Origin of the sequence: Providencia sp. PROV073 (assembly GCF_033688125.1) — a bacterium.
GTDB lineage: Bacteria > Pseudomonadota > Gammaproteobacteria > Enterobacterales > Enterobacteriaceae > Providencia > Providencia hangzhouensis.
This window is the reverse complement of the sequence record NZ_CP096353.1, coordinates 3,001,847-3,028,746: the sequence shown is the minus strand read 5'-3', so window position 1 is coordinate 3,028,746 and position 26,900 is coordinate 3,001,847. Positions and strand designations below refer to the sequence as shown.

General features: G+C 40.8%; 20 protein-coding genes. 10 read left to right on the top strand and 10 right to left on the bottom strand.

Annotated elements, in window-relative coordinates:
- Nucleotides 1–42 precede the first annotated feature (42 nt).
- The 4 genes from M1F17_RS13830 to pncB form a co-directional block, all read right to left on the bottom strand.
- Nucleotides 43–1,233 (bottom strand): amino acid aminotransferase, encoded by a 1,191-nt coding sequence (locus tag M1F17_RS13830; RefSeq protein WP_144140171.1) that lies wholly within the window; start codon nucleotides 1,231–1,233, stop codon nucleotides 43–45.
- 411 nt (nucleotides 1,234–1,644) lie between these two features.
- Nucleotides 1,645–2,739 (bottom strand): porin, encoded by a 1,095-nt coding sequence (locus tag M1F17_RS13825; protein ID WP_318837025.1) that lies wholly within the window; start codon nucleotides 2,737–2,739, stop codon nucleotides 1,645–1,647.
- 568 nt (nucleotides 2,740–3,307) lie between these two features.
- Entirely contained in the window at nucleotides 3,308–4,708 is a 1,401-nt protein-coding gene (gene asnS / locus M1F17_RS13820) for an asparagine--tRNA ligase (RefSeq protein WP_036957910.1), read from the bottom strand.
- Between the two features lie 490 nt (nucleotides 4,709–5,198).
- On the bottom strand, nucleotides 5,199–6,413 hold the full coding sequence (gene pncB, locus M1F17_RS13815; protein ID WP_318837024.1) for a nicotinate phosphoribosyltransferase: 1,215 nt from the start codon (nucleotides 6,411–6,413) through the stop codon (nucleotides 5,199–5,201).
- A 544-nt stretch (nucleotides 6,414–6,957) separates the two neighbouring features.
- Here pncB and pepN point away from each other — a divergent pair.
- The 3 genes from pepN to M1F17_RS13800 all read left to right on the top strand — a co-directional run bounded on the left by pepN (nucleotide 6,958) and on the right by M1F17_RS13800 (nucleotide 11,727).
- Nucleotides 6,958–9,576 carry an aminopeptidase N gene (gene pepN, locus M1F17_RS13810; protein WP_318837023.1) on the top strand — a complete coding sequence of 873 codons (2,619 nt, stop codon included), beginning with the start codon at nucleotides 6,958–6,960 and terminating at the stop codon, nucleotides 9,574–9,576.
- 323 nt (nucleotides 9,577–9,899) lie between these two features.
- Entirely contained in the window at nucleotides 9,900–10,910 is a 1,011-nt protein-coding gene (gene pyrD / locus M1F17_RS13805) for a quinone-dependent dihydroorotate dehydrogenase (protein WP_036958164.1), read from the top strand.
- A 271-nt stretch (nucleotides 10,911–11,181) separates the two neighbouring features.
- On the top strand, nucleotides 11,182–11,727 hold the full coding sequence (locus tag M1F17_RS13800) for a cell division protein ZapC (protein WP_094960703.1): 546 nt from the start codon (nucleotides 11,182–11,184) through the stop codon (nucleotides 11,725–11,727).
- A 125-nt stretch (nucleotides 11,728–11,852) separates the two neighbouring features.
- Here the strand turns inward: M1F17_RS13800 and M1F17_RS13795 are convergent, their stop codons facing one another.
- Nucleotides 11,853–12,968, bottom strand: coding sequence for a YcbX family protein (locus M1F17_RS13795; RefSeq protein WP_110591464.1), 1,116 nt, complete (start codon nucleotides 12,966–12,968; stop codon nucleotides 11,853–11,855).
- Between the two features lie 98 nt (nucleotides 12,969–13,066).
- On the opposite strand from M1F17_RS13795, the gene rlmKL reads away from it, so the two are divergent.
- From rlmKL to rmf, 6 genes are all read left to right on the top strand, one after another.
- Complete coding sequence (gene rlmKL, locus M1F17_RS13790) at nucleotides 13,067–15,175, top strand: bifunctional 23S rRNA (guanine(2069)-N(7))-methyltransferase RlmK/23S rRNA (guanine(2445)-N(2))-methyltransferase RlmL (RefSeq protein ID WP_096864219.1); 2,109 nt, start codon at nucleotides 13,067–13,069, stop codon at nucleotides 15,173–15,175.
- Nucleotides 15,176–15,186: 11 nt separating this feature from the next.
- A complete protein-coding gene (locus M1F17_RS13785; protein ID WP_004256139.1) occupies nucleotides 15,187–17,094 on the top strand; it encodes an ABC transporter ATP-binding protein in 1,908 nt (635 codons plus the stop codon).
- A 78-nt stretch (nucleotides 17,095–17,172) separates the two neighbouring features.
- On the top strand, nucleotides 17,173–18,399 hold the full coding sequence (gene pqiA, locus M1F17_RS13780) for a membrane integrity-associated transporter subunit PqiA (RefSeq protein WP_004256137.1): 1,227 nt from the start codon (nucleotides 17,173–17,175) through the stop codon (nucleotides 18,397–18,399).
- On the top strand, nucleotides 18,396–20,045 hold the full coding sequence (gene pqiB, locus M1F17_RS13775; RefSeq protein WP_144140160.1) for an intermembrane transport protein PqiB: 1,650 nt from the start codon (nucleotides 18,396–18,398) through the stop codon (nucleotides 20,043–20,045). The genes pqiA and pqiB overlap by 4 nt, the downstream gene beginning before the upstream one ends.
- The gene (gene pqiC, locus M1F17_RS13770) at nucleotides 20,045–20,599 is read left to right on the top strand and encodes a membrane integrity-associated transporter subunit PqiC (protein ID WP_004256133.1); all 555 of its coding nucleotides are present in this window, start codon (nucleotides 20,045–20,047) and stop codon (nucleotides 20,597–20,599) included. The genes pqiB and pqiC overlap by 1 nt, the downstream gene beginning before the upstream one ends.
- 350 nt (nucleotides 20,600–20,949) lie before the next feature.
- Nucleotides 20,950–21,120, top strand: coding sequence for a ribosome modulation factor (gene rmf, locus M1F17_RS13765; RefSeq protein WP_004256131.1), 171 nt, complete (start codon nucleotides 20,950–20,952; stop codon nucleotides 21,118–21,120).
- Between the two features lie 130 nt (nucleotides 21,121–21,250).
- Here rmf and fabA read toward each other — a convergent pair whose 3' ends face one another.
- From fabA to M1F17_RS13750, 3 genes are all read right to left on the bottom strand, one after another.
- A complete protein-coding gene (gene fabA, locus M1F17_RS13760) occupies nucleotides 21,251–21,769 on the bottom strand; it encodes a bifunctional 3-hydroxydecanoyl-ACP dehydratase/trans-2-decenoyl-ACP isomerase (protein ID WP_004256129.1) in 519 nt (172 codons plus the stop codon).
- Nucleotides 21,770–21,865: 96 nt separating this feature from the next.
- Nucleotides 21,866–23,602: an AAA family ATPase gene (locus M1F17_RS13755; protein WP_004256127.1), complete on the bottom strand. Its 1,737-nt coding sequence runs from the start codon at nucleotides 23,600–23,602 to the stop codon at nucleotides 21,866–21,868.
- Nucleotides 23,603–23,810: 208 nt separating this feature from the next.
- Entirely contained in the window at nucleotides 23,811–23,933 is a 123-nt protein-coding gene (locus M1F17_RS13750; RefSeq protein ID WP_004256125.1) for a GhoT/OrtT family toxin, read from the bottom strand.
- Nucleotides 23,934–24,160: 227 nt separating this feature from the next.
- Between M1F17_RS13750 and matP the strand changes: the two genes are divergently transcribed.
- On the top strand, nucleotides 24,161–24,628 hold the full coding sequence (gene matP / locus M1F17_RS13745; RefSeq protein WP_004256123.1) for a macrodomain Ter protein MatP: 468 nt from the start codon (nucleotides 24,161–24,163) through the stop codon (nucleotides 24,626–24,628).
- Between the two features lie 171 nt (nucleotides 24,629–24,799).
- On the opposite strand, the gene ompA is transcribed toward matP, so the two are convergent.
- A complete protein-coding gene (ompA, locus tag M1F17_RS13740) occupies nucleotides 24,800–25,891 on the bottom strand; it encodes a porin OmpA (RefSeq protein WP_004256113.1) in 1,092 nt (363 codons plus the stop codon).
- 355 nt (nucleotides 25,892–26,246) lie between these two features.
- Complete coding sequence (sulA, locus tag M1F17_RS13735) at nucleotides 26,247–26,768, bottom strand: SOS-induced cell division inhibitor SulA (RefSeq protein WP_036957904.1); 522 nt, start codon at nucleotides 26,766–26,768, stop codon at nucleotides 26,247–26,249.
- Nucleotides 26,769–26,900: the final 132 nt, after the last annotated feature.

The window sequence follows — 26,900 nt, the reverse complement described above, 5'->3', positions numbered from 1 at the left end:
GTCAGGTGCCTTTTGTATTAGATAGCATGTGCTATGTAATGATTACAGCACTTTAACGATGGCATCACATAATGGAACCATGTTCTCTAATGTTAAGCCTGCCACGTTAATACGGCCAGAGCTTACGGCATAGATACCAAATTCGCTACGTAGACGCTCTACCTGCTCTTTTGTTAGGCCACTGAAGGAGAACATACCGTTTTGGTTGATAATGAAGCTAAAGTCCTGTTTAGCGCCTTTTTCTTCCAATGTTTTCACTAACAGTTGGCGCATGCGTTTAATACGCTCACGCATTGCGGTTAACTCTTGGATCCACTCAGCTTTTAATACGTCATCAGAAAGGATGGTTGTTACCACTGCAGCACCGTGCGCTGGTGGGTTTGAGTAGTTGGCACGAATAACCGCTTTCGCTTGGCTAAATGCACGCTCGGCGTTATCGCTGTCTTTGGCTATGATGGTACAAGCACCGACACGCTCATTGTATAGACCGAAGTTTTTAGAGAATGAGCTCGCCACAATCATTTCAGGGTTGTTTTTGGTGAAAATACGCAGGCCTTCGGCATCTTCATCTAAGCCTTTTGCGAAACCTTGGTAAGCAAAGTCAAAAACCGGCAATAAACCTTTTTCTGCGCATAATGCTGCCAGTTTTGTCCATTGCTCTGCAGTTGGGTCAATACCCGTTGGGTTATGGCAGCAACCGTGCAGAACAATCACATCGCCAGCAACAACGGATGACAGGCTGTTAAGCATACCGTCGAAATCCATACTGTGGTTGGCTGCATCATAGTAATTGTAGGTCAGCACTTCTAAGCCAGCCGCTTCAAAAATATTTTTGTGATTAGGCCAAGTTGGGTTGCTGATCCAAACGCGTTTTGCATTAGTTTGCTTCGCAATAAAATCAGCTGCGATACGCAGGGCACCAGTACCGCCGGGTGCTTGCGCTGTACGTGCACGTTTTGAGGTGACAATTTCATGTTGTGCACCGAATAACAGTTCTTGTGTTACACGGCCGAACTCTGGCATTCCGCTAATCGCAAGATAGTTTTTGGTGTTTTCGTTATCCAGCAGGAATTTTTCTGCTTTTTTAACGGTATCAAGCACAGGGGTTTTCCCTGATTCGTCTTTATAGACGCCAATACCTAAGTTGATTTTATTATCGCGGGGATCAGCACGGAAACTATCAGCAAGACCTAAGATTGGGTCAGCAGGGGCAGAAGTAATTTTTTCAAACATGTTGTCGATTCCAAAGCTCTGTAGTGGTACCCACACAGTTCCTAAGGTATGAAGGCATAAGTGAGAATGCGGTTGGCTATCCTTGCTTGTAATCTGCCCATACCATACGAAACTCGCGGGTGTAGCTGAAAACGGGTTTAGTCGAACGAGTCGAGTTCTCAGGGTAACGTGATAAAGGCTTTTTGCCAACCGTTTTACAAAAAATCGGCGAGATCTTGTGAACTAGGTAGGAATTGCATGTAATCTAACCATAAATATCTATAAAGGCGGTGAATCAGTCTGTCTTACCGATAATTTGGGAGTTTTTAGGAGGAGGTAGTTTGAGGCGGGGAGAGCGAAATAAAAAAGCAGCGCCGAAGCGCTGCTTGCAAAAACATGTTACCGTTTTCTAGTTTATCAGTTAACTGATAATTAGAACTGGTAAACTAAACCTAAACCAACTACATTATCAGTCATCAGACCATGACGTTCGCTGAAGTCGTTGTCTTTTAACAGGTTGATTTTGTAATCAACAACTGCAGACATGTTTTTGTTGAAGTAGTAGTAAGAACCTACAGAGATATATTTAACGATATCACCGTCACCGCCAGCAATTTGCTTACCTTTAGATTGGTTATAACCTAAAGATGGTTTCAGACCGAAGTCGAACAGGTACTGAGCAACCAACTCAACGTTTTCAGTTTTGTTAGCGATTTTGTTATCGCTACCGAAGTAAGTAGTATTCAGCGTTTGGCCGTACATAGCTGCTAAGTAAAGGTTGTTAGCGTCGAATTTAGCACCAACGTTCCATGCTTGAGCTTTGTCACCACCAGCGCCAGTGACTTTGCTATCTTTTTGTTTTTCTGTACGTGCTGAACTTGAGTAACCACCACCCAGTGATACGCCCCAACCTAAGTCATAAGCAGCTGACAGACCGAAGCCGTCACCGTTATTTTTGTTGTATGGAACTTTATCACCAGATTTGTTGTCTTCGGTGTTTTTGCCTTGATATTGCAGAGCGAAGCTCAGGCCATCAACATAACCGAAAGCATTGTTGTTACGGTAAGTTAACAGGTTACGGTTACGGCTAGTCATGAATACATCAGACTGTTCCATAGTGTCGCCACCCCATAAAGGCATAACGTCGGTCCATGCGTTCGTGTCATAGATAACACCGTAGTTACGGCCGTAGTCGATTGAACCGAAATCAGCAAATTTCAGACCCGCGTATGCTAAACGGTTTTTGTTGTCGTTGTTGTTTTCAGTTTTGTTAGTCTTAGTTTTCCACTCGAAACGACCAAAACCAGTTAACTGATCAGTGATTTGAGTATCACCTTTAACACCTAAACGAACACGTGAATCGTCGCCATCTTCGCCGCTTTCAGCGTTTGCAAAGTAGTGACGAACGTCAACTTTACCGTAAACGTCTAATTTGTTGCCGTCTTTGTTGTATACTTCAGCTGCGTTTGCTGCACCAGCAGCTAACAGAGCTGGGATAACCATTGCAAGAATATTGCGTTTCATCATTATTATTACCCTCATTGGTGTTATTCGGACACCTGCCACTGCCAAAAATAATTCGCAAAAAATAATTGGAACTATTTGTGAGAGATTAGTGTCGTCTATGTCGGCGACCAGTGTTCCATTGCTAAATAAAATTATCTACCCTCAAAGTGCTACAAAATCAAAGATTCTGAAACAAATGGTAACTAGATGTTTCAAAATGTAAAAAATAGATCAATAAATAATCACTCATCGTACCAGTTTAAAAAATATTACAAAAATTAGGGAACTTTTTCAAAAGACAAATTGAGTTTTTTTTGAGCAGTTTAGCGAATGCAAAGCGGTTATTTATCACCAGTAAAAAGAGAATAATGAGATTAAAAAGCAGATTATTCTTAGCGGTAGCAGATTGCTGGCTGTTTACGGAGAATAATAAGGTGATAACGTAAAAATTGTGACCTGGTTATCATGTGGCTGTAATTTGATGTAACAAGATGAGATAGTTGTATAGTGAAAGTATATTAGGACTGAAAAGTAACGGGCCAACATTAGTTGGCCCGTATATTAAGGTGTTAACATAGAAAAGCAGTTATTAGAACGCTGCATTTCTTGGGGTACGTGGGAATGGAATCACTTCACGTACGTTACCCACACCAGTGACGTAAGCCACTAAACGTTCAAAACCAAGGCCGAAACCTGAGTGAGGAACGGTGCCATAACGGCGCAGATCACGGTACCACCAGTAATCTTCTTTATTCATACCCATTTCTTCAAGACGGGCATCTAACATATCAAGACGTTCTTCACGCTGTGAGCCACCGATAATTTCGCCAATACCCGGTGCTAATACATCCATCGCAGCAACAGTTTTGCCATCTTCATTGAGGCGCATATAGAAAGCTTTGATGTCTTTCGGGTAGTTTTTCACAACCACAGGGGCTTTAAAGTGTTGCTCAGCAAGGTAACGCTCGTGCTCAGACGACATATCGACACCCCAATAAACTGGGTTTTCGAATTTTTGACCACAAGTTTCTAGGATTTTAATGGCATCCGTGTAATCAACTTGTGCAAAGTCTGAGTTAACAAAGCTTTCTAAGCGGTTGATAACGTCTTTATCAACACGTTGTGCAAAGAATTCTAAGTCATCACGGCGTTCTTCAAGAGCGGCTTTGAAGGCGAATTTCAGCATTTTTTCTGCAAGGCCTGCGACATCATCTAAAGAAGCAAATGCCACTTCAGGTTCGACCATCCAGAATTCAGCTAAGTGACGGCTAGTATTTGAGTTTTCAGCACGGAAGGTTGGGCCGAAAGTGTAAACTTTGCTAATCGCTGTTGCATAGGCTTCACCGTTCAGTTGGCCTGAAACGGTTAAGAAAGCTTCGCGACCAAAGAAATCTTCGCTGAAATCGACTTCACCTTTGTCATCACGTGGCAGGTTATTGTAATCCAATGTAGAAACACGGAACATTTCCCCCGCGCCTTCGGTGTCTGAGGCAGTGATCACTGGAGTTGAAACCCAGAAGTAGCCTTGCTCATCAAAGAAACGGTGGATAGCTTGCGCTAAAGTATGACGCACACGTGCAACGGCACCAATTAAGTTAGTACGTGGGCGCAAGTGTGCGGCTTCACGTAAAAACTCAACACTATGACGCTTCGCTGCCATTGGGTAGGTGTCAGGGTCTTCAACCCAACCAACAACTTTTACAGCAGTGGCTTCAAGCTCAAATGATTGACCTTGGCCTGGGGATTCTTTTACGGTACCCGTAACTTCAACAGAACAACCCGTTGTTAGGTGCAGGACTTCGTCATTATAATTCGGTAAATTATTATTAATGATAGCCTGTAACGGATTAAAGCAAGAACCGTCATAAACGGCGAGGAAAGAAAAACCAGCATTTGAATCTCTCCTTGTACGTACCCAGCCTTGAACGGTGACTTCTGTGCCTACCGCCACTCGGCCTTGCAGTACGTCGACTACAGGCGCTACTATCATATAATTCACTCTCTTCATATTTAACGATATCTACTTCGACTATCTCAATCCGTCATACTTCGAGCCGTAGATGCGTTGGCTTCACAAACCGACCCTAGTCACATACTTATGTATGCTCCTAGGGCTCACTTTGTTTGCCGCCTTCCTACAACTCGAATTATTTAGGATGTAATTCAAATTGTTTTAAATCCATTCGACCGCTTATATCTATGAATATTATTCAAAAAATGTCATCGGTTTATGGCGATTAAAATAGTTAAAGTAGGGATATTAACGAAATCCCATTTTTCAGGGGCCAAAGCTCTATGTTACTTGCCATTTATTAGGAAACAAGTAAAAAATCGCGATAAAACATTTCTGTTGAAGCGAAGCGTGGTTATTGAGCTTAAAAGCTATAGTAATAGTAAGTGAATAAAAGAAAAAGGGGGTTTTGAAGCTCTGGGCAAGAAAAGTGCAAATTCTTACTCAGAGCTAGGGAAAAGAGACTTAATTAGCTGGCTTTTTCCATTTTAGGGAGGTCGAACGCTTTTCTGAGTTGATTGACGAACTCATCATCTTCGCAAATGGTTTTTCCTGGGCTATCAGATAGCTTAGCGACAGGCTTACCATTGCACTCTACCAATTTGATCACAATATTTAGCGGTGTAACATTCGGAATATTGCAGGTTAGACGAGTGCCGATACCAAAAACAAGGTTAATCCGTTGGTGGAAATAACGATATAATTCAAGTGCTTTTTGTAAGTCTAAGCTGTCAGAGAACACCAGTGTTTTGCTCATAGGGTCGATACCCAATTTTTGGTAATGAGCAATGGCTTTTTCGCCCCATTCGATCGGGTCCCCTGAATCATGACGCAACCCTTGGTAGCGGTTCGCAAAGTTAGCATCAAAATCACGCAAAAAGGCATCCATGGTGATACAGTCAGTTAATGCGACACCTAAGTGATTAGGGTATTCATCTAGCCAGCTCTGCAATGCCTCGCGTTGGCTATTTGCCAATTCAGGGCTGATTTGCTGGTGGGCTTGGAACCACTCATGGGCTTGTGTGCCAACAGGGGCTAGGCCTAACTCGTGAGCAAGTTTGTAATTGCTCGTCCCTACAAGGTAAGGAAATTCTTGTTTAAGCATCGAAACAATGGCGGATTGCACATCGTAGGAAAAACGGCGGCGTGTCCCGAAGTCCATTAGCTTAAAGTTAGACAAATCAAGTTGGTGCTCATCAGCTTGTTGATAAAAAACATTTAACAGCTTTTTAAGTTGTTGAGCAGCATCATCAGGATGAATGTTTGGGTGCCTATCTTTTTGGATGATTTCACTGACCAATGCAAGGAGTGGTACCTCCCACATGATCACTTCACGCCAAGGCCCACTAATGCGAATAGCCAATTGGCCTTCGTCGGTGGTACTGACAACGACTTGTTCAGGGTTAAAGCGGAATGATTTTAACCACGTAAGATAGTCTTCTTGGAAGAAAGGTAAGCGGCGGAGAAAATTCAGTTCATTATCAGAAAGTGATAAGTTAGCCATCAACTGAATTTGTTGCCTGATTTCATTGGCGTAAGCACCTAAGATCTCACTGCTACGACAGCGGAACTCAGCGACAACCGGTACCTGGTGGTAACGGTGGAAAACGGCCTGCTGCATATGAAGCTTGTAAGCATCGGTATCAAGCAGTGATGTAATAATTGGTGTAGCGTCTAAATTCATGGCACGCAGACATCCTCGCGGAGCTTATCTTTACCACTAATGCTATTCATTTTTACTCTTGTTTCCCTTGAAACCTGTTTGATTTTTCAAAAATTCACAATGAGATAAAAGCAGCAATAGTCGTTAGCTAAATCGTTAAAGTTGCAAAAGTATACCCACTTTAGCAAAAGATAGAAGTGTTATTCTACCACTTGGTTTCAAGGAGCACGGCAACCTAAATTCGCGCATTGCCTTTTTGTATTACTATAAAATCAAATAAATACGTTTTATTCGTATTATGTTCCATAGAAATAGACAAAAAGCATTAATCACGAAAAGATACTAACACGCTATAAAATATTTAATAGTACTATAGCACCAACAAACAAACGAATTTTTAACAAAATTAAGCAGGGTGTGACATACAAAGCTAACATTGCCATAAAAATAGATAACATTTTTTGATGAAAATGTTTCTCAAATCCATTCACATTATTGTGGCTTATAGTATTGTATAAGTAATAAAGCAGTACGATATTGAATATAACGAATTAAAAGGTTACTTATGACCCAGCTAAGACAAGCGAAATATCGTCAGGATTATCAAGCACCTGATTACACAATTACAGAAATTGACCTCGATTTTAATCTTGACCCAGTGAAGACAGTCGTTACCGCAATAAGCAAGGTAAAACGCCTTAACTCTCAGTCATCAACACTTGAACTCAATGGCGAAGATTTATCACTAGTCAGTATTGAAGTCGATGGCAAAGCGTGGAAAAACTATAAAGAATCTGAAGGTAAATTGATTATTGAATCATTACCTGAATCTTTTACACTGCGGATTGTGAATGAAATTAGCCCTGAAAAAAATACAGCGTTAGAAGGGCTATATGTTTCAGGTGAGGCGTTATGCACACAATGTGAAGCGGAAGGTTTCCGCCATATTACCTATTACCAAGACCGACCAGATGTGCTGGCTCGCTATACCACTACAATTACAGCGGATAAATCACGTTATCCTTATTTATTATCAAATGGTAACCGTATCGCAGAAGGTGAGTTAGAAGACGGCCGCCATTGGGTTAAGTGGGAAGACCCATTCCCAAAACCAAGTTATTTATTTGCCTTAGTTGCAGGCGATTTTGACGTTTTAAAAGACATATTTGTCACTCGTAGTGGCCGTGAAGTTGCATTAGAACTTTTTGTCGATAAAGGTAATTTAGACCGTGCACCATGGGCAATGCAGTCCCTGAAAAATGCCATGAAATGGGATGAAGAACGCTTTGGTTTAGAATATGACCTTGATATCTATATGATTGTTGCCGTTGATTTCTTCAACATGGGAGCAATGGAAAATAAAGGTTTGAATGTCTTTAACTCTAAATATGTTTTAGCTAAAAGTGAGACAGCGACGGATAAAGACTATCTGAATATCGAATCTGTGATTGGTCACGAATACTTCCATAACTGGACTGGTAACCGTATCACTTGCCGTGACTGGTTCCAATTGAGCTTAAAAGAAGGGTTAACTGTTTTCCGCGATCAAGAATTTAGCTCTGATTTAGGCTCTCGCTCTGTTAACCGTATCAACAATGTTAAAGTGATGCGTTCAGCCCAGTTTGCTGAAGATGCAAGCCCAATGGCGCATCCAATCCGTCCTGACAAAGTCATTGAAATGAACAATTTCTATACTTTAACAGTGTATGAAAAAGGGTCTGAAGTCATTCGCATGATCCATACGCTGCTCGGTGAGGAAATGTTCCAAGCGGGAATACAACTTTATGTTCATCGCCATGATGGCAGTGCGGCAACCTGTGACGATTTTGTGCAGGCGATGGAAGATGCGTCAAATGTTGATTTATCACTATTTCGTCGTTGGTATAGCCAATCAGGGACGCCAGTTTTAACTGTGCGTGATGAATATTCACCAGAGAAACAGCAATATACGCTACATGTTAGCCAAATGACGCCACCTACGGCGGATCAAGCTGAAAAACGACCATTACATATCCCATTGGATTTTGAGCTCTATGATGAGCAAGGTGGAATTATTACGCTAAAACGTGATGGTAGTGTGGTAAATTCAGTGCTAAACATTACGCAAGAAACTCAAACGTTTGTCTTTGATGAGGTGACAAGTCGCCCAGTTCCCTCCTTATTGCGTGAGTTTTCAGCCCCTGTAAAATTAGATTACAACTACACAGATGAGCAATTAGCTTTCTTGATGCAGCATGCAAGCAATGAATTTGCTCGTTGGGATGCTGCTCAGCAACTCATTAATAATTATGTGAAAATTAACGTGGCTCACTATCAAAATGGTGAGACTTTAGTTTTACCTGAGCCAGTAGTTGATGCTTTCCGCGGTGTATTATTAAGTGATTCGATTGACCCTGCGTTAGTCGCCTTGATCTTAACGTTGCCTTCCGAAAATGAGCTTGCAGAATTATTTACGGTTATTGACCCGGTAGCGATCCACGAAGTGGTGAATTTTATCCATCATCATTTAGCAGTAGAAATGCATGACGAGCTTCTCACCGTTTATCGCTCCATTAATATTGATGGCTATCGTGTTGATCACCAAGATATTGCTAAACGTTCATTGCGTAATATTTGCCTGCAATACTTAGCGGCGGGTGATGATAGCGAGCTGGCGAATAAATTAGTGCTGGAACAATACCAATCTGCCGATAATATGACTGATTCATTGGCCGCATTGACAGCCGCTAATGAATCACAGTTAGCTTGTAAAGAACAGTTAATGGCAGACTTTGATGAGCGTTGGCACCATGACGGGTTAGTCATGGATAAGTGGTTTACATTGCAAGGGGCGAACCCTGCAAAAGAAGCGCTTGCCAATGTACGTGCATTATTGAATCACCGTTCATTTAGCATGAGTAACCCGAACCGTGTTCGCTCACTCGTCGGTGCTTTCACAGCAGGGAATCCCGTTAATTTCCATGCGAAAGATAGCAGTGGTTACCAATTCCTGTATGAAATTTTAGTCGATCTGAATACACGTAACCCGCAAGTGGCTTCGAGGCTGATCGAGCCGTTGATCCGTTTAAAACGTTATGATGAACAGCGCCAAGCACAGATGCGCAAAGTGCTTGAGCAATTGAAAGCGCTCGATAACCTTTCTGGTGATCTATTTGAAAAAATTACCAAAGCGTTAGAAAGCTGATTTATATATAGCTAACCAATTATTGGTTTTAATAAGCCGCTAAAATTAATTTAGCGGCTTATTTGTTTATGACAATAATGGAATATTAAATGAGAGATAACTGTCATAAAGTGGTTGTTTCCCCCCAAAAAACCAGGCAAATGAATTTTTATTGATTTTTTCATGGTAAAAGCGCGGTGAGATAGGGTAATCTATAGCGCGTTTTATCCGACGAAAAATAGTTCGCACAGTGAAAACTCGGCAATCAGTCTTTGGCGAGGGTTTTGGCGCGCGACATAATGTCTATTTTATTGAAACGCACTAGTAAAAATAGGTTATTGGATATGTTATATCATCTTGCCCGCAAGGCACTGTTCCAGCTCGACCCTGAAAAAGCTCATGAATTGACTTTTCGCCAGCTTCAACGTTTGAACCATTCCCCTTTCCAATGTCTTATTCGCCAATCTGTTGCCACTAAACCCGTTCAATGCATGGGGCTTTCCTTTAAAAACCCACTAGGGCTCGCCGCGGGTTTAGATAAAGATGGTGAATGTATTGATGCATTTGGTGCAATGGGTTTTGGGTTTATAGAAATTGGTACGGTAACTCCTCGTCCACAGTCTGGTAATGACAAACCGCGGTTATTTCGACTTGTAGAAGCAGAAGGTTTAATTAACCGGATGGGTTTTAATAATAAAGGTGTCGATAACCTTGTTGAGAATGTTAAAAAATCGAATTACGGCGGAGTCATTGGTATCAATATTGGTAAAAATAAAGATACACCTGTTGAACAAGGTAAAGATGACTATTTAATTTGCATGGATAAGGTCTATGCTCATGCAGGTTATATTGCTATTAATATTTCCTCACCAAATACGCCAGGCTTGCGTACATTACAATATGGCGAAGCACTAGATGATTTATTAAGTAGTATAAAAGCAAAACAACTGGAATTACAATTACAGCACCAAAAATATGTACCTGTCGCTGTAAAGGTTGCGCCTGATTTATCTGAAGAGGAAATTATCCAAGTTTCAGATAGCCTAGTTAGGCATAATATTGATGGCGTTATTGCAACGAATACCACGCTAGATCGTTCTTTGGTTCAAGGGATAAATCATTGTAATGAGGCTGGTGGGTTAAGTGGCCGTCCTGTGCAATTAAAAAGTACACAAGTTATTAAGATTATTTCACGTGAGTTAAATGGAAAGCTGCCAATAATTGGAGTAGGTGGAATTGATTCCCTTACCGCGGCGCGTGAAAAAATGGAAGCGGGTGCCTCTTTAATTCAAATTTATTCTGGTTTTATTTATCATGGGCCAAAATTAATTAAAGATATTGTTAATCATATCTAGTAATAAATTGTAAATTTACGTATCAAGGGGGTTTATTTATTCCCCCTTTTAAACTATATTGCTAATAGTGGCTATTTTTGTATCAAGTTGAACTCAATTTTCAGTAGATTTGCTATTTAGATAACAATATTATCCAGTTATTTCTAACGCATCTTCTTATTTAGCAGATCCAATTTTTAGCATATAAAAATAGCCTTAGAGTAAATTTAGAAAGGATCATTATAGAGATCATTTCTACTTTATTTACCGGTAAATCGCTAAAGGATCGTTTATGAATATTAAACCTGATGATCATTGGCGTTGGTATTTTGATCATGACCATAATAGGGTGATGTTAGATCTCGCCAACGGCATGATATTTCGTTCATGTTTTCCTGCTAAGATGCTAACGGTTTTTGCTCGTAATGAGATGCCTTTTAGTATCGAAGATGCAGGTGAATATTATTTATTTGATGAGCAGGCTAAAAGGCTAAATATTACTCAAGAAGAAAGAGCTGAATTAGTCTTAAATAGTTTAGTTGCTTTTCGTTTTTTAAAGCCACAGATGCCAAAGAGTTGGTACTTTTCTTCATTTCACTATATTAATGAGCCTAAGCAGGGGCAAATAATTCAAGTGTGTTTAGAAAATACGAACCATTATTCCACATTTATTATTGCTGAGGCTGGCTCTTCTGCGAGTTTATGTTTATTAGCGGAACCAATTTTAGAATTACCCGATCGAACTTTACGATTTTGCGATCCAATTAAGATCATGAACGATCGCATGCTTGAATATTCATCTAAAGTGAAACGTCAATTATACGGTAATGCTATTTAAATGATCGCTAGAGATCAAAAAAGAATAGTGAAACAAAAAGTTTTTTTGCTAATTAATCTAGTTTTGAGCGTTTAACACCATCGTAGAATTGAAACCTTGATGGTGTTAAAAAGCAAAATCAACGCTTAATTAAACGCTAATTTAACGGATGTTTTCGGGATACAACTACAGGCGAGTATATAACCGTTTTCTTTAATGGCGCTTTGTTTTAACGGGGTGACTTCCCCTGAAATAAGTTTAATTTTACAGCGACCACAGATGCCAGCTCGACATGAATAAGGGATAGTTAAACCATTGGATTCTAATTGCTCCAGGATCACATTTTGGTTATCACCGGTATATTCTGTTTCTTCAAAAACTAAACTGACCTTATTGGCTTGAGTATTTAAACTATTAGCTGCTAGGTCACTTTCCCGCTCTTGAACTAAATACTGTTTTGCTGGTTTAGTTTCTAATACCGTCAGAGTATCGCCAACACGAATAACACCGGTATTTTTAATAATCACATTTTGGCCAAAATCGACATCCCCTGTTTCATCTGAACGGAAGGTTTGTAATGTCGCAAGTGGCTCACTGTGGGGATGTTTGATCCCTTTCTCTGGGCTAACAGTAGTTAAAATGCATCGGCTACATGGCCTATCTAATGTAAAGATGACATCACCAATTTGAATGGTTTTCCATGTATCTTCTTCAAAAGGCTTGGCGCCTGTAATAATTAAGTTGCCACGAAACTGTTCTAATTTAATACTGGCAGGGCAACGGCGTTGCAGTTCTTGGACAGAAGCTTCGTTGATCAGTAAGAAAGGGTAGCCGTCAGCAAAAGACATCGGCACATCTTGGTGTTCTTTGACGCGACGAGAAAGCTGCGGGCTTAGCCAGCGTAGTTGTACCGGTTCGTCAAAAAAGGTACTTAACCAGCTATTTATCGCTTCAGGTGCAATAAGTGCATGAAAATGATTGCCCCAAACTTCAGTAGGGCTCTGCTTCTCATCAAAGTCCTGATACAATACCGTCGCACTTTCGCCATTTGGTGCTCGCAAGTGAAGACCATTATTGAGCATTACCGGTGTAAAAAGTAACATTTGTGGATATTTTCTCGCCGTAATAAATTTACCTTCCAGCGTGGTTACCATAAAATTACGATCAAAAGTCAAACCGCTAATATCAGCGAAGGCGTGGGATAAACGAACTCCTCGCATAGATTTAACTGGGTGTGTGTAAAGGCGCGAAAGCGTTATCATTTTTTAATCCTTATAATTGTGCGTAGCAACTTTATGACAACTGCATAAGATTAGCTATAATGCGCAACAATTTTTCATCCAAATTGGTAATAAATACTATGAATTCTCTGTTTGCCAGCACAGCTCGCGGCCTTGAAGAACTACTGAAAACGGAATTAGAATCGCTTGGCGCTAGCCAATGCAAAGTGGCCCAAGGGGGTGTCTATTTTCAGGCCGACGAACGTGTGATGTACCAAAGCCTACTGTGGAGTCGGCTGGCATCGCGTATTTTATTGCCACTGAATGATTTTGACGTCTACAGTGACTTAGATTTGTACCTCGGTGTACAAGCAATCGACTGGAGTGAGATTTTCTCCGTCAATGATACCTTTGTTGTTCATTTTACAGGGACTAACGAAGAAATTCGCAACAGCCAATACGGTGCATTGAAAGTGAAAGATGCTATCGTAGACAGCTTCGTACGCAAGCTAGACCAGCGCCCTGATGTCGCCCGCCAGCAAGCGGATATTCGTATTAACGTCTATTTAAATAAAGAAAAAGCCAGTGTAGCACTCGATTTAAGTGGTGATTCATTACATATTCGTGGCTACCGTGATTTGGCAGGTCAAGCGCCCTTAAAAGAGACGCTGGCGGCAGCAATTATCAACCGTTCAGGTTGGCAGCAAGGAACACCCTTGGTCGACCCAATGTGCGGTTCAGGAACCTTGTTAATTGAAGCCGCAATGATGGCAACAGATAAAGCCCCCGGGTTACACCGTACGCATTGGGGCTTTTATGCATGGTCGAAATTTAACGCGGAACTTTGGCGTGAACTAACCACGGAAGCGCAAGTGCGTTTCCGCCAAGGTTTGAAAGAAACGACATCGCGTTTTTATGGTTTTGATATCGATAAGCGCGTACTGGAAATGGCTCGTGCGAATGCGCGCCGTGCAGGGTTACAAGATTTAATCACCTTTAAGCAAGGTGATGCCGCAGCATTGGAAAACCCAGTTAAGGCCGATGCGTTAGGCACGATTATTAGCAATCCCCCTTATGGGGAGCGTTTAGAAAGTGAGCCTGCTTTAATTGCGCTACATAGCCAGTTAGGGCGGATCGTGAAGGCACGCTTCCCTGGTTGGCGTTTATCGATTTTTAGTGCTTCTCCTGAGTTACTCAGCTGTTTGCAACTGCGTTCAGAGCGTGAATTTAAAGCTAAGAATGGTCCTTTAGATTGTGTCCAGAAAAACTACCAGCTAGCGGCTACGCCATCAGAAACGATAGCGGAAATTTCACCTGATTTTGCAAATCGTTTACGTAAAAATATCAAGAAATTAAGTAAATGGGCAAAACAACAAGGCATTGATAGTTACCGTGTTTATGATGCAGACTTACCTGAATACAATGTTGCGGTTGATATTTATGGCGACAAAGTGGTGATCCAAGAATACGCGCCACCGAAAACTGTTGATGAACGCAAAGCTCGTCAACGCCTATTTGATGTGATCACTGCAACAATGAATGTGCTAGAACTGACATCGAATCAGCTAGTGTTAAAAACGCGCCAGCGCCAAAAAGGCAAGCAGCAGTATGAGAAATTAGCGCAAAAAGACGATTTCTTTTTAGTGCAAGAATACAATGCGAAAATGTTGGTGAATTTGACGGACTATCTGGATACAGGGTTATTTCTTGACCATCGTATTGCCCGTAAAATGTTAGGCCAGATGAGTAAAGATGCCGATTTCTTAAACTTGTTCTGTTACACCGGCACTGCCACTGTGCATGCAGGGCTTGGCGGCGCGAAAAGCACCACTTCCGTAGATATGTCACGCACTTATCTTGAGTGGGCTGAGAAAAACCTACAAGCGAATGGGCTAACAGGTCGCCAACATCGTTTAATTCAAGCGGATTGCTTGAGTTGGCTGGCGAATAGCCGGGAACAATTTGATTTGATCTTTATTGATCCCCCAACATTTTCAAATTCAAAACGCATGGATGGTACGTTTGACGTACAACGAGATCATATCCAATTGATTACCCACCTAAAGCGGTTATTACGCCGTGGTGGAACCGTAATGTTTTCTAATAACAAACGCGGTTTTAAAATGGATCTTGAAGCAATTAAAGAATTAGGATTACAAGCACAAGAAATCACAGCGAAAACACTGTCAGAAGATTTTGCTCGTAACCGCCAAATACATAACTGCTGGCTAATTAGCCACGCAGAGTAAGGATAGAATCAATGGCTTTAATTAATTTGTCGGGTGCATACCTTTCGTTTAGTGATGCCCCATTACTGGATAATACCGAAATTCATATCGAAGATAACGAACGTGTATGTTTGGTTGGCCGCAATGGTGCGGGTAAATCAACGTTAATGCGTGTGTTAACGAAAGAACAGCCGTTAGATGATGGCCAATTGGTTTATGAGCAAGATTTAGTTGTTGCACGCTTGCAGCAAGACCCACCGCGTAATATTGAAGGCACTATTTTTGATTTTGTGGCTGAAGGTGTTGCAGAACAGGCTCAGTACCTCAAAGATTATCACCATGTTGCAAAAGAGGTCGAAACCGACCCGAGTGAAAAGAATCTAAATAAATTAGCTGAATTGCAAGAGGTGTTAGATAACCGCAATTTATGGTTGCTGGACTCTCGTATCAGTGATGTGCTGAAAAAACTCGGTTTACCTGCGGATGCAGAACTGTCTTCACTATCAGGCGGTTGGCTTCGTAAAGCCGCTTTGGGCCGTGCGTTAGTGAGTAACCCAAGAGTACTATTTTTAGATGAGCCAACCAACCACTTAGATATAGAAACAATTCTTTGGCTGGAAAACTTCCTAAAAGATTTCCAAGGCAGCATCGTATTTATCTCCCATGACCGTTCGTTTATCCGTAATATGGCAACACGTATTATTGATTTAGACCGTGGGCAGCTGTCTTCTTGGCCGGGTAATTATGATGACTACTTGGTGAATAAAGAAGAAGCATTGCGTGTTGAAGAGATGCAAAATGCAGAATTCGACCGTAAATTAGCCCAAGAAGAGACGTGGATCCGCCAAGGTATTAAAGCGCGACGTACTCGTAACGAAGGTCGTGTTCGTGCGCTGAAAGCGCTACGCGTAGAGCGTTCAGAGCGTCGTGAAGTGATGGGCACAGCGAAAATGCAAGTGGGTGAAGCAGCCCGTTCTGGCAAAATTGTGTTCGAAATGGAAAATGTGAATTACCAGATTGATAATAAAGTACTGGTAAAAGATTTTTCAGCTCAAGTATTACGTGGCGATAAAATCGCGCTAGTTGGGCCAAACGGTTGTGGTAAAACAACATTATTGCGCTTAATGCTAGGGGATTTACAAGCAGATAGCGGACGAGTTCATTGTGGGACTAAGTTGGAAGTTGCTTATTTCGACCAGCATCGTGCGGCGTTGGACCCAGATAAAACCGTGATGGATAACTTGGCAGAAGGCAAACAAGAAGTCATGGTCAATGGCAAGCCACGCCATGTTTTAGGCTACTTACAAGACTTTATGTTTCCACCAAAACGTGCGATGACTCCTGTTAGGGCGCTTTCTGGTGGTGAGCGTAACCGCTTGTTGCTTGCGCGTTTATTCCTAAAACCAAGTAACTTATTGATCCTCGATGAACCGACTAACGACCTTGATGTCGAAACCTTAGAGTTACTCGAAGAGCTAGTTGATGGTTACCAAGGAACGGTTTTATTGGTTAGCCATGACCGAGAGTTTGTTGATAACAGTGTGACAGAATGTTGGATCTTCGAAGGTAATGGGGTTATTAAGCGTTTTGCGGGCGGATATTACGATGCTCAGCAGCAAAAAGCACAAACAGTGAGTTTGAAAGCAGAACAAACGGGTAAAGTGACTGCCCAAGATAAACAGACGAAACCGAAAGAAACGGTAAAACGTTCAAATAAGCTCAGTTACAATTTATTACGTGAATTGGAACAATTGCCAGCAAAATTGGAACAACTTGAAAGTGAAATTGAAACATTGCAAACTCAAGTTGGTGATGCCGATTTTTTCAATCAACCACATGATGTAACAGAAAAAACGCTGAGTCAGCTAGCAGCAAAAGAAGCTGAACTAGAGCAAGCATTTGACCGTTGGCAAGAGCTTGAATTGCTGAAGAACGGCTAATTACGTTTTAATTAAAGGAGCAAATACACTTTGTGCAACCATGCGTCTCATGAACATGTGCTTTGTCCTCAGTGTGACATGTTGGTTGCAGTTCCTGAGTTGGAACAAGGGAGCAAGGCAACGTGTCCACGCTGCGAAACCACATTGGTCTCAAAGTGGCGATATCCGTATAAGCAGCCGGCAGCATATGCATTCAGTGCATTAATTATGCTGTTTGTTGCCTGCTTGTTCCCTTTTGTTAAGATGGGCGCCGCAGGGATTGAAAATGAAATTTCACTATTCCAAATCATTGAAATTATAGCAACCACGCGTTATAGCGGTCTGGCACTATTTTTTCTATTCTTTTCATTGATTATTCCTGCATTTTGTATGGTCACCATTATCCTTTTAGGGTTGCAAGTTCATATTCCTAAAGGTATTAAAGTGGTGATCACCCGTATACTGTTCCAAATGAAAGCGTGGTGTATGGCTGAGATCTTTCTAGCGGGGGTCTTAGTCAGTTTTGTTAAATTGATAGCTTACGGCGATATTGGCATCGGGTTAAGCTTTTTACCTTATTGCGCGTACTGCATGCTGCAAGTAAGGGCTTTTCAATGCTTAGATCGTCACTGGCTATGGAACCGAATTGAAGCGGCTCCGAAATTAGATAAGCCGTTAATCGTGGGCCAGACGGGTATTAAACAAGATGTACGTTTATGTCTTGTGTGTACGGCGATTTTACCTGCCGAACAATCAAAATGCCCACGTTGTCATTCCCATGGTAGTGTACGGAAAAACCAAAGTTTACAATGGACTTTGGCACTTTTAGTGACATCAATTATGTTGTATATCCCTGCTAACGTACTACCAATGATGACCACAAATACGTTGGGAACCGCATTAAACTCGACCATTATTGACGGAGTCATTTTGTTGTGGGAAGACGGGTCATACCCTGTTGCCATGGTGATTTTTGTGGCCAGTATCATGGTGCCTACATTGAAAATGATAGGAATTGCATGGCTTTGCCTAGATTCCAAGGGGTACGGTAATCGTGACCCACATCGTATGCATTTTATTTATGAGTTGGTGGAATATGTTGGTCGTTGGTCAATGATAGATGTATTTGTTATCACTATTTTAGCCTCTTTGGTTCAAATGGGGCAGTTGATGAATATTGTCCCTGCGATGGGGATTATTTTCTTTGGTGTGGTTGTTATTCTCACAATGTTTGCAGCGATGACCTTTGACCCTAGATTAACTTGGGATCGCTGTGAAAGAAAAAATGCAGTAAATACTGTTGAACAAGAAGGAGTCATCGGGTGACTGAAAAAGAAACACCGCAGGCCAATGCCAAAATTAGCAAGCTAAAAAGTTGGTCGCCTGTATGGGTGATCCCAATAGTGACGCTCTTGCTTGGTGCTTGGGTTTTATTTTACCACTTTAGCAACCAAGGCCCTGAAGTGACATTAATCACTTACAATGCTGAAGGAATAGAAGCGGGTAAAACGAAAATTAAAAGTCGCAGCGTTGATATTGGCGTTGTAGAAAGCGTGACACTTGATGACAACTTTAGTCGAGTGATTATTAAAGCGCGCTTGAATAATGAAATGAAAGAATTGTTGCGTACCGATTCCGCGTTTTGGATTGTAAAACCGACAATTGGGCGTGATGGCGTCACTGGGCTTGGCACATTACTTTCAGGTGCTTACATTGAGCTTCAACCGGGGTTAGCGGCAAAAGAACATTTCGAGTTCACCTTATTGGATACTCCGCCTCTTGCATCACCAGATGCTAAGGGAATTCGTGTTGTATTGGTGAGCGATAAGGCAGGGCAACTAAACCCAGGTGACCCAGTATTATTCCGTGGTTACCGAGTTGGTTCTGTTGAAACCAGTGACTTTGATATGGACAAGCGTGATATGCGCTACCAATTATTTATCAATGCGCCTTATGATAAATTGATTAGTTCAAATGTACGTTTCTGGAAAGACAGCGGTATTGCTTTTGATATGTCATCCCAAGGTGTTCACGTTGAAATGGGCTCAATAGCCACATTACTGACCGGTGGTGTGAGTTTTGATGTTCCAACAGGGTGGGTTCCAGGTGCAAATGTGAAGGAAAATACTGAATTCCAACTGTTTGATAACCAAAGTAGTATTCAAAATTCCTTGTATACGCAGTATCAAGATTTTGTTTTGTTTTTCTCAGACTCAGTGCGAGGCCTGCAACCCGGAGCGCCAGTAGAGTTCCGTGGTATTCGTTTAGGTACCGTTGCACAAGTGCCTTTTTATACGGAAGGTTTAGACCAATCACTGGATAATGACTTTAGAATTCCGGTTTTGATTCACATTGAGCCAGAGCGTTTCTCTAAAGATGTCGGTAAGAATTTTAATTTGAAAAATGAATTAAATTTAGCCTTGAAAGATGGCTTAAGGGCATCATTAAAATCAGGAAACTTGCTAACTGGCGCATTATTTGTTGATTTGGATTTTGTGCAAAATGCAGAGCCTTATGAAGGCCCAACTGTAGTTGCTGGCTATAAAATTATCCCGACAACCAGTGCAGGGTTAGCGCAAATTCAACAAAAAGTCATTGCAGTGTTGGATAAAATTAACAATATGCCAATTGAACCAATGCTTAATCAAACGACACAAACATTGGCAGAAGGGCAGAAAGTTGTTAAAGAAGCGAATGCTATGTTGGCACAGCTCAACAAAGTGATGGCGAGTAAAGAGTTCCAAAATTTACCTCATGACTTGCAAAAAACACTGCAAGAAATGAACCGTGCAATGCAAGGTTTCCAACCTGGTTCACCAGCCTATAATAAAATGGTGGATAATATGCAGCGTTTAGACCAAGTATTGAGAGAAGTTCAGCCACTTTTACGTACTTTAAATAATAAGAGTAACGCATTAGTTTTTGAAGCTGAGCCAACGAAGGATGTTGAGCCTAAAGGAGTGAAAAAATAATGAGATATTTATTATCGATATTTGTTTTATTGTTGGCGGCTTGTAGTAGTACTCCTGAGAAAAAGTACTATCAATTGCCAATGAAAACTCCTCAGACACAATCTGCAGAGGTGATGGATAAAGGCCAAGTATGGTTACAGCGCATCATGTTATCGGATGTATTGACGTCAAATGGTATTACTTACCAAACGACAGATGTCAGTTATACCAATGCGAGTACACACTTATGGGCTAGCCCATTAGAACAACAGCTTGGGCAGTCGATGGTGAGAGAATTATCTGCGGCATTACCTGAAAAACTAGTTTCTTTGCAGCCATTACAGAACTCGCCAGATACGCTCGATATCACTTTAACGGCCTTTAATGGGCGGTATGACGGTAAAGTATTAGTTCAAGGCTTTTGGACTTACTCTCATAATAACAACGTGATCCGCCGTAATTTTGATGTGCAATTAGATCAAAATGAAGATGGTTACCCGGAGTTGGTCCGTACGTTATCGATGGGCTGGCAGCAAGTGGCTGAGAGTATTGCGAAAGAGATAGATAAATACTAGTTATTACCTAAGTATTTTATATTAAATGCACCTTTAATATATATGGTTTATATATTTTAGGTGCATTATTATTTTTATTAAATATAGATATCTTTTTAATTTATATATTAGTGAATGATAAATTCTTTTGTTCTCTAATATGATGATAAATAAAAGGATATTTTTATTTATGATTAAAATCAATAGATTATATTAATTGCCACATACAAGTCACATTTATGCTATTTATGACAAATATATGAAAATCTTTACTTGATTTTTTTATCAACGGGCGCTATTTCTATAGTGTACCTATTAAAAAATAGTAGGTGCTGTTTTCTTTTCCATTTAAATGATGAGGGAAGTAAGGCATGAAAAGACAGAAGCGAGACCGTTTAGAAAGAGCTTTATCAAGAGGTTATCAAGCAGGTTTAGCAGGGCGCTCTAAAGAACTGTGCCCATATCAAGCAGTAGATGCTCGGTCGCATTGGCTAGGTGGTTGGCGAAAGGCGATGGAGGATCGAACCATAGCGGTAGTGTAACCCCCACATTCTTTTAATCTTTTAGGTTAAATAGCCTGTACTCGTTTATTTGAGTATTTTCGGGTTTTTAAGTTAAAGATATCAATCAATTTAAGAACCTCCGCCATTGCGGAGGTTTGCATTTCAAAGCTTAGAATGCGCTCGTGTCTTTAAAAAGACCCACTTTTAAGTCTGTTGCAGTATAAATTAATTTACCATCAACTAAGACTTCACCGTCTGCTAACCCCATGATCAGCTTACGGTTGATCACGCGTTTAAAGCTGATGCGGTAAGTGACTTTCTTCGCAGTAGGGAGGACTTGGCCTGTAAATTTAACTTCGCCAACGCCTAAAGCACGTCCTTTTCCTTCACCGCCAAGCCAGCCAAGATAGAAGCCAACTAACTGCCACATTGCATCTAGGCCTAAACAGCCAGGCATGACAGGGTCGTTTGTAAAGTGGCAGCCAAAGAACCAAAGGTCTGGATTAATATCCAGTTCAGCTTCCACATAACCTTTATTAAATGTGCCACCATCTTCAGTCATACTGACGATGCGATCCATCATCAACATGTTTCCTGATGGCAGTGGAGGACCATTTTCTCCAAATAATTCGCCTTTACCAGAAGCAATTAAATCATCTTTTGTGTAGGATCCGCGTTTATCAACCATGTTCTTAAGATAGCCTTTATTATGTGTAGGGCTACAGGATAGCTTACACTTGTACGCTGAACAACTCCGATCTGCTATTTTTTACGCAATCTTTACTTAACTCATCCATTTTAAGAACCAAGGAAGTCTAGCCTTATCCGGTGAATTTGCTTGATTAATGCGTTCTTGAATTAAAGCTAACAGGTGTATATTTTCCTCTTCAGCTTGCTGTTCAAAGTAAGGTTGTTTAGTGAGTAAAGTAATGGCTTGGGCGACATGTTCAACGGGCCAAATATGGAATTGGCCTTCTTTTACGGCTTCAACGACAGCAGATTTGGTGCATAAATGGCGGACATTTGCCATTGGGATGATGACACCTTGGTTGCCAGTTAACCCGCGTTTTTCACAGATATCAAAGAAACCTTCAATTTTCTCATTCACCCCACCAATAGGTTGGACATAGCCAAATTGGTCAACCGCACCAGTGATAGCAATTTGCTGGTCAATAGGCTGTAGTGCTAATGCACTAATTAAAGCGCACAGCTCTGCGAGTGATGCGCTATCACCATCAACTTCACCATAAGATTGCTCAAAGACGATAGAGGCTGAGAAAGGTTGAGGTTGCTCTAATTTAAGCTCGTAATTTAAATAGGCCTGCATGATCATCATGCCTTTGGCATGGATATTACCACCTAGCTCTGCTTTGCGTTCTACGTCAGTGAATTCGCCATCACCTAAATGTGCGACACAGGTGATCCGAGAAGGCTCACCAATAGCGTCAGGGTGCCCTGGGTATTGCAAAACAGATAAACCATTAACTTGGCCGATAACTTCGCCTTCGGTTTTAACAAAGATCTGTTCTTGCAAAATATCATCTTGAGTACGTTCTGCTAGGAAACTATGGCGCCATTGGCGATTTTCGTTAGCTTGATTAAATGACTCTTGAGTGAGCAAATGGTTGACATGGTAATGGCTGGCATCTACAAGGGAGCGAACTAACCAAAGATTATCAAGAGGAAGATTAAATTTATCCTCACAGTAACGTACAGCTTGTTGGATAAAAGGAAGCCACCCATCAGGGGAAATATTCGGTAATTTATTTGAATCAATAATGGATTTAATATAACGCATCCATAAGGTCAATTGTTCTTCATCTTCGAAGAACATAACAGGCTCATATTCGCCATAAATAGCGCAGCTAAATAGCTCTGGTGATGTAAATTCAAATTCTTCTAGAGCGAGTCGGTCACCAACAATTATGACTTTAAGTTCTAAAGGCTGTGGCTCAATTTCAATGGGTAAAGGTTGATTATCCGAATAAGGTAGCCATTCAAGCTGTTGACGGTTAACCATATTTTTTAGGCGAGCCCACATTAAAGGTTGATTAATTAATGTGCTAGCAGCGATAACTAATATGCCACCATTGATTTGGTGAAGTAAGCCTGGGACTAAATTCAAGGAAGGGGTAACATAGCCAAATAATTGTTCGGGTTCTATCCAATTACGGTAAGCGATTTTATCACGAGAAGAAAAACGGCTTGTAACACCATTTTCCCACTGGAAAACGCGGTTATCTTCAGATAATTGATAGTCACCATCAATAGTATTTATCTCTGCCAGTAATGGGGTAATTGCATTAGCATAAAGGCTAAGATATGTCTCACTTTCATCAGACTTGATAAACATAAAGCGCGTTTGGGCAAATTCATCAACAAAATGTTGTATGCCATCAGATAGCCTAGGCTGAATGTCTGATAAAATTGCAGGGGTCAACGTTTCTGAAGATACAAATTTCGTCTGAAATGACGATAAGTTAGGAATTAGGCCTTGCCATGTTAGTTCTTGACTGATCACTATAATTATCTGCTATTAATAGAGTTATAAATAAAATGCCTGCCAGTAAGCTGGGCGTATATGCCTGAAAAAGGTTTATTTAATAAATTTGCTAAATAGCATTGTTTGTTTTATAAACAAATTTCAGGCTAATTCATTACCCAATGGGCAAGCTTGTTATATTAGCCTTTGATAGGCAATCTTGCAGCAATAATTGTTGAATTATCGACTAGAATAACGAAAACATAAATACAATGGGTAGTGTCATTGGCCAAGTTAAGCCAATAAGTATGGCGCTCAGTAGGCGCATAAAAAAGTTTGGATCTTTTGTTACGAGTAGGGTAAATAGCATTGCGCATACACCGCCAATCCCATAGATGACGAGTATGTATTCAAATGTGGACATGCAGTTTTATTAATTTGTTAACAGATAGGGGCGGATTGTACACTATTTTTACAAGGTAGGCTTACCTTCTTTATTGAAAAAGTGAATATTCCACTAAATCGAATATCTGCATGAGTATTTTGTTTATAATCTTGCTAATATAAAAATAGGTTCAATTTTCTTCAGGAAAAATTATGAAATATCAGCAGCTTGAAAATCTTGAATGTGGCTGGAAATGGGAATACCTCGTCAATAAAGCAAGAGGTGGCGAAGCAATTACCCGCTATATAGAAAGAAGCGCAGAAAAAGAAGCCATAGACTTGCTGCTAAAAATGGAAAATAGACCGGTTGATGTACTAAAGTGGATCACTCAGCATATGAATCCAGAGCTTGATAACCGAATGAAACAGAGTATTCGGGCGAGGCGTAAGCGTCATTTCAATGCCGAGCATCCACATACACGTAAGAAATCAATAGATTTAAATTTTTCAGTATGGCAGCGTTTGTCTAATCTTGCTGTGAAGCGTAATAAAACGTTGTCTGAAACTATTATTCAGTTGATTGAAGATGCGGAACACAAAGATAAATATGAAAGCCAAATGAGCTCATTAAAACAAGATTTGCAAGCGATCCTTGGAACACCAAAGGAAAAAGATAATTAAAGAAGATCTGTGAGGATCCGTGCTGGTAATTCAAGCTATATGACATGATTGCGGGAAGTTTAATTTTAAAAATGAATTTTTGTATCGTGTCTATTATTTTTAGTAATAAAAAACCCCAATATTAATTGGGGTTTTTGTATTTCAGTTCGAAATTCAAACTAGGGCTAAGAATTAAGCACCTGGCTGAGTTACAACTTCAGTTGTACCTTGGATTTCGATTTCAACGCGACGATCTGGCGCTAAACACTCGATCAGAGCTGCACGGCCTTTAACGTTGTCACATTTGTTACCAGTTACTGGATCTTCTTTACCACGGCCTTCTGCAGCGATTGCGCTAGCTGGAACGCCTTTAGATACTAAGTAGTCAACTACTGACTGAGCACGTTTCTGTGACAGTGGCAGGTTGTAGTTTTGTGAACCGATACGGTCAGTGAAACCAACTACCAGTACGCGACCTTGAGTTGGGTCGATGCTGCTCAGTTCGTTGTACAGTTCATTCAGAGCTTGCTGACCTTCTGGTTTCAGAGATGCTTTGTTGAAGTTAAACAGAACGTCTGAACGCAGTGTGAAACGTTTGTTTTCAACAACTGGAGCTGCTGGCTCAACAACTGGAGCTGGAGCAACAACTGGAGCATCAGCTTGACCGAAACGGTATGCAACACCAACGCTCAGCATGCCGTTGTCTGGACGAGTACCGATGTTGTCTTTATCACCTAAGTTGCTAACCCATTGGTAGTCTAAACGAGTAGCCCACTCTGGAGTGATTGCATACTCAAGACCTAATGCGTATACAGGTGCAACGCCAGTGTCAGTTTCTTTGAAACGTTGGCCATTTTGGTGAGCTTTAGCTTCTGTACGGTAAACCATACCACCTAAACGAGTGTAAACATCTAAGTCATCCATGATCGGATAGCTTAATTTGGTAGTTAATGAAACACCCATAGATTTCAGGTCACCGCTGTTACCAGCGCCTTTGTATTTCATTTTACCGAACCAATCATAGCCAAGCTCGAAGCCTAAGTATTGGTTATATTGGTAACCAGCGTAGGCACCTGCACCGATTGTGTCACGGTCAGTGCTGTTACCAACAGTGCCCCAACCTGCATAGTCTGTACCAGTTTTTGCTGGATTCAGGCTAGTGTCTTCATAGTGAGACCAACCTAATTTAGCACCGGTATACCAAGTGTTATCTTTTGGAGCTGCTTGTGCAACGGTTGCAAAAGCTGCTACTGCCACTGCTACTGCGATAGCTGTTTTTTTCATTTTTACGCCTCGTTATCATCCAATATTGGCTTGGCTTCGCTGAGCCTTATTATATGCCATTGGTTTAATTTACTTGCTAGGTTTCGCAGACATTATCTACAAAAAAATAATAAAAGTAAAAAAATAATGCCATAAGCCGAACAAGCTAAAGTCTACAACGAACTTAAAAAGATACAAGTAGAGTGAGCAATAATCGTTAAAAAAAGTATTTTTTTAGTGTATAAATCAGAGAGATATGTATATTTTCTGTAATGATTATTTTTTATCTATCTGATTGATCTACAATACATTTAATTTAACTTTAGAGGAAAATATTTCTAAAGGTTAAATTTAGTAAGAAAATTCTTAATCTTGGCTAGTGGTAATGATTTGAATGAATTTTTAAGTGGTTTGGCTGTCCTGCTAGTGTATTAATCATATTAAACGTTTTCTGTGGGCGCATAATTAAACCGATAGAACGGCCTTCTTGAGCTGCGTATTGCAAGCGAACAAAATCTTGCTCGCTTATTTCAGGTAGCCACCCTAAAACCACACTGTAATTACCACTTCTTAGTGCTTTTTCCATGGCGCCAATCGTAGTGATATCTTCCATATGGTTTAATTGCATAACTTTATGAGTTGGTATTCCTGATTGTTCTAACCAATGCTTACTGAGTTTCTTATTAGGGCTTAACCAGAGCAACCAGCGTGATTGAACCCCAAACTGGCGAAGCATTGGCAACAAAATGTAATCCATAATAGGGTGTTTTTCATCGTAAACAAGCTCGCTCACCATACCTTGTTGCATAGAGCTGTTAGTAAGCCCTGTCGCAGGGATTGATTGTGCGTAATTATTAAGAGAATGTTCTGTTGAGTTGTTCCAAGAATAGATGCTCATAATTTACCTCGTTACAATGCTGTATGAACATACAGTAACTGTATATTCATCCAATATCAAGACTATTTTTTCAAAGCGCTTCGCAACTTTGTTGTTTTTTTCTGCATTCTTCTTGGCATTTTTTATGGAAGC

Bases quoted from the DNA above. Each gene is read 5' to 3' on its own strand.
- M1F17_RS13830 (WP_144140171.1), bottom strand. From the start codon at position 1,233: ATGTTTGAAAAAATTACTTCTGCCCCTGCTGACCCAATCTTAGGTCTT.
- M1F17_RS13825 (WP_318837025.1), bottom strand. From the start codon at position 2,739: ATGATGAAACGCAATATTCTTGCAATGGTTATCCCAGCTCTGTTAGCT.
- asnS (WP_036957910.1), bottom strand. From the start codon at position 4,708: ATGATAGTAGCGCCTGTAGTCGACGTACTGCAAGGCCGAGTGGCGGTA.
- pncB (WP_318837024.1), bottom strand. From the start codon at position 6,413: ATGAATTTAGACGCTACACCAATTATTACATCACTGCTTGATACCGAT.
- pepN (WP_318837023.1), top strand. From the start codon at position 6,958: ATGACCCAGCTAAGACAAGCGAAATATCGTCAGGATTATCAAGCACCT.
- pyrD (WP_036958164.1), top strand. From the start codon at position 9,900: ATGTTATATCATCTTGCCCGCAAGGCACTGTTCCAGCTCGACCCTGAA.
- M1F17_RS13800 (WP_094960703.1), top strand. From the start codon at position 11,182: ATGAATATTAAACCTGATGATCATTGGCGTTGGTATTTTGATCATGAC.
- M1F17_RS13795 (WP_110591464.1), bottom strand. From the start codon at position 12,968: ATGATAACGCTTTCGCGCCTTTACACACACCCAGTTAAATCTATGCGA.
- rlmKL (WP_096864219.1), top strand. From the start codon at position 13,067: ATGAATTCTCTGTTTGCCAGCACAGCTCGCGGCCTTGAAGAACTACTG.
- M1F17_RS13785 (WP_004256139.1), top strand. From the start codon at position 15,187: ATGGCTTTAATTAATTTGTCGGGTGCATACCTTTCGTTTAGTGATGCC.
- pqiA (WP_004256137.1), top strand. From the start codon at position 17,173: ATGTTGGTTGCAGTTCCTGAGTTGGAACAAGGGAGCAAGGCAACGTGT.
- pqiC (WP_004256133.1), top strand. From the start codon at position 20,045: ATGAGATATTTATTATCGATATTTGTTTTATTGTTGGCGGCTTGTAGT.
- rmf (WP_004256131.1), top strand. From the start codon at position 20,950: ATGAAAAGACAGAAGCGAGACCGTTTAGAAAGAGCTTTATCAAGAGGT.
- fabA (WP_004256129.1), bottom strand. From the start codon at position 21,769: ATGGTTGATAAACGCGGATCCTACACAAAAGATGATTTAATTGCTTCT.
- M1F17_RS13750 (WP_004256125.1), bottom strand. From the start codon at position 23,933: ATGCTATTTACCCTACTCGTAACAAAAGATCCAAACTTTTTTATGCGC.
- matP (WP_004256123.1), top strand. From the start codon at position 24,161: ATGAAATATCAGCAGCTTGAAAATCTTGAATGTGGCTGGAAATGGGAA.
- ompA (WP_004256113.1), bottom strand. From the start codon at position 25,891: ATGAAAAAAACAGCTATCGCAGTAGCAGTGGCAGTAGCAGCTTTTGCA.
- sulA (WP_036957904.1), bottom strand. From the start codon at position 26,768: ATGAGCATCTATTCTTGGAACAACTCAACAGAACATTCTCTTAATAAT.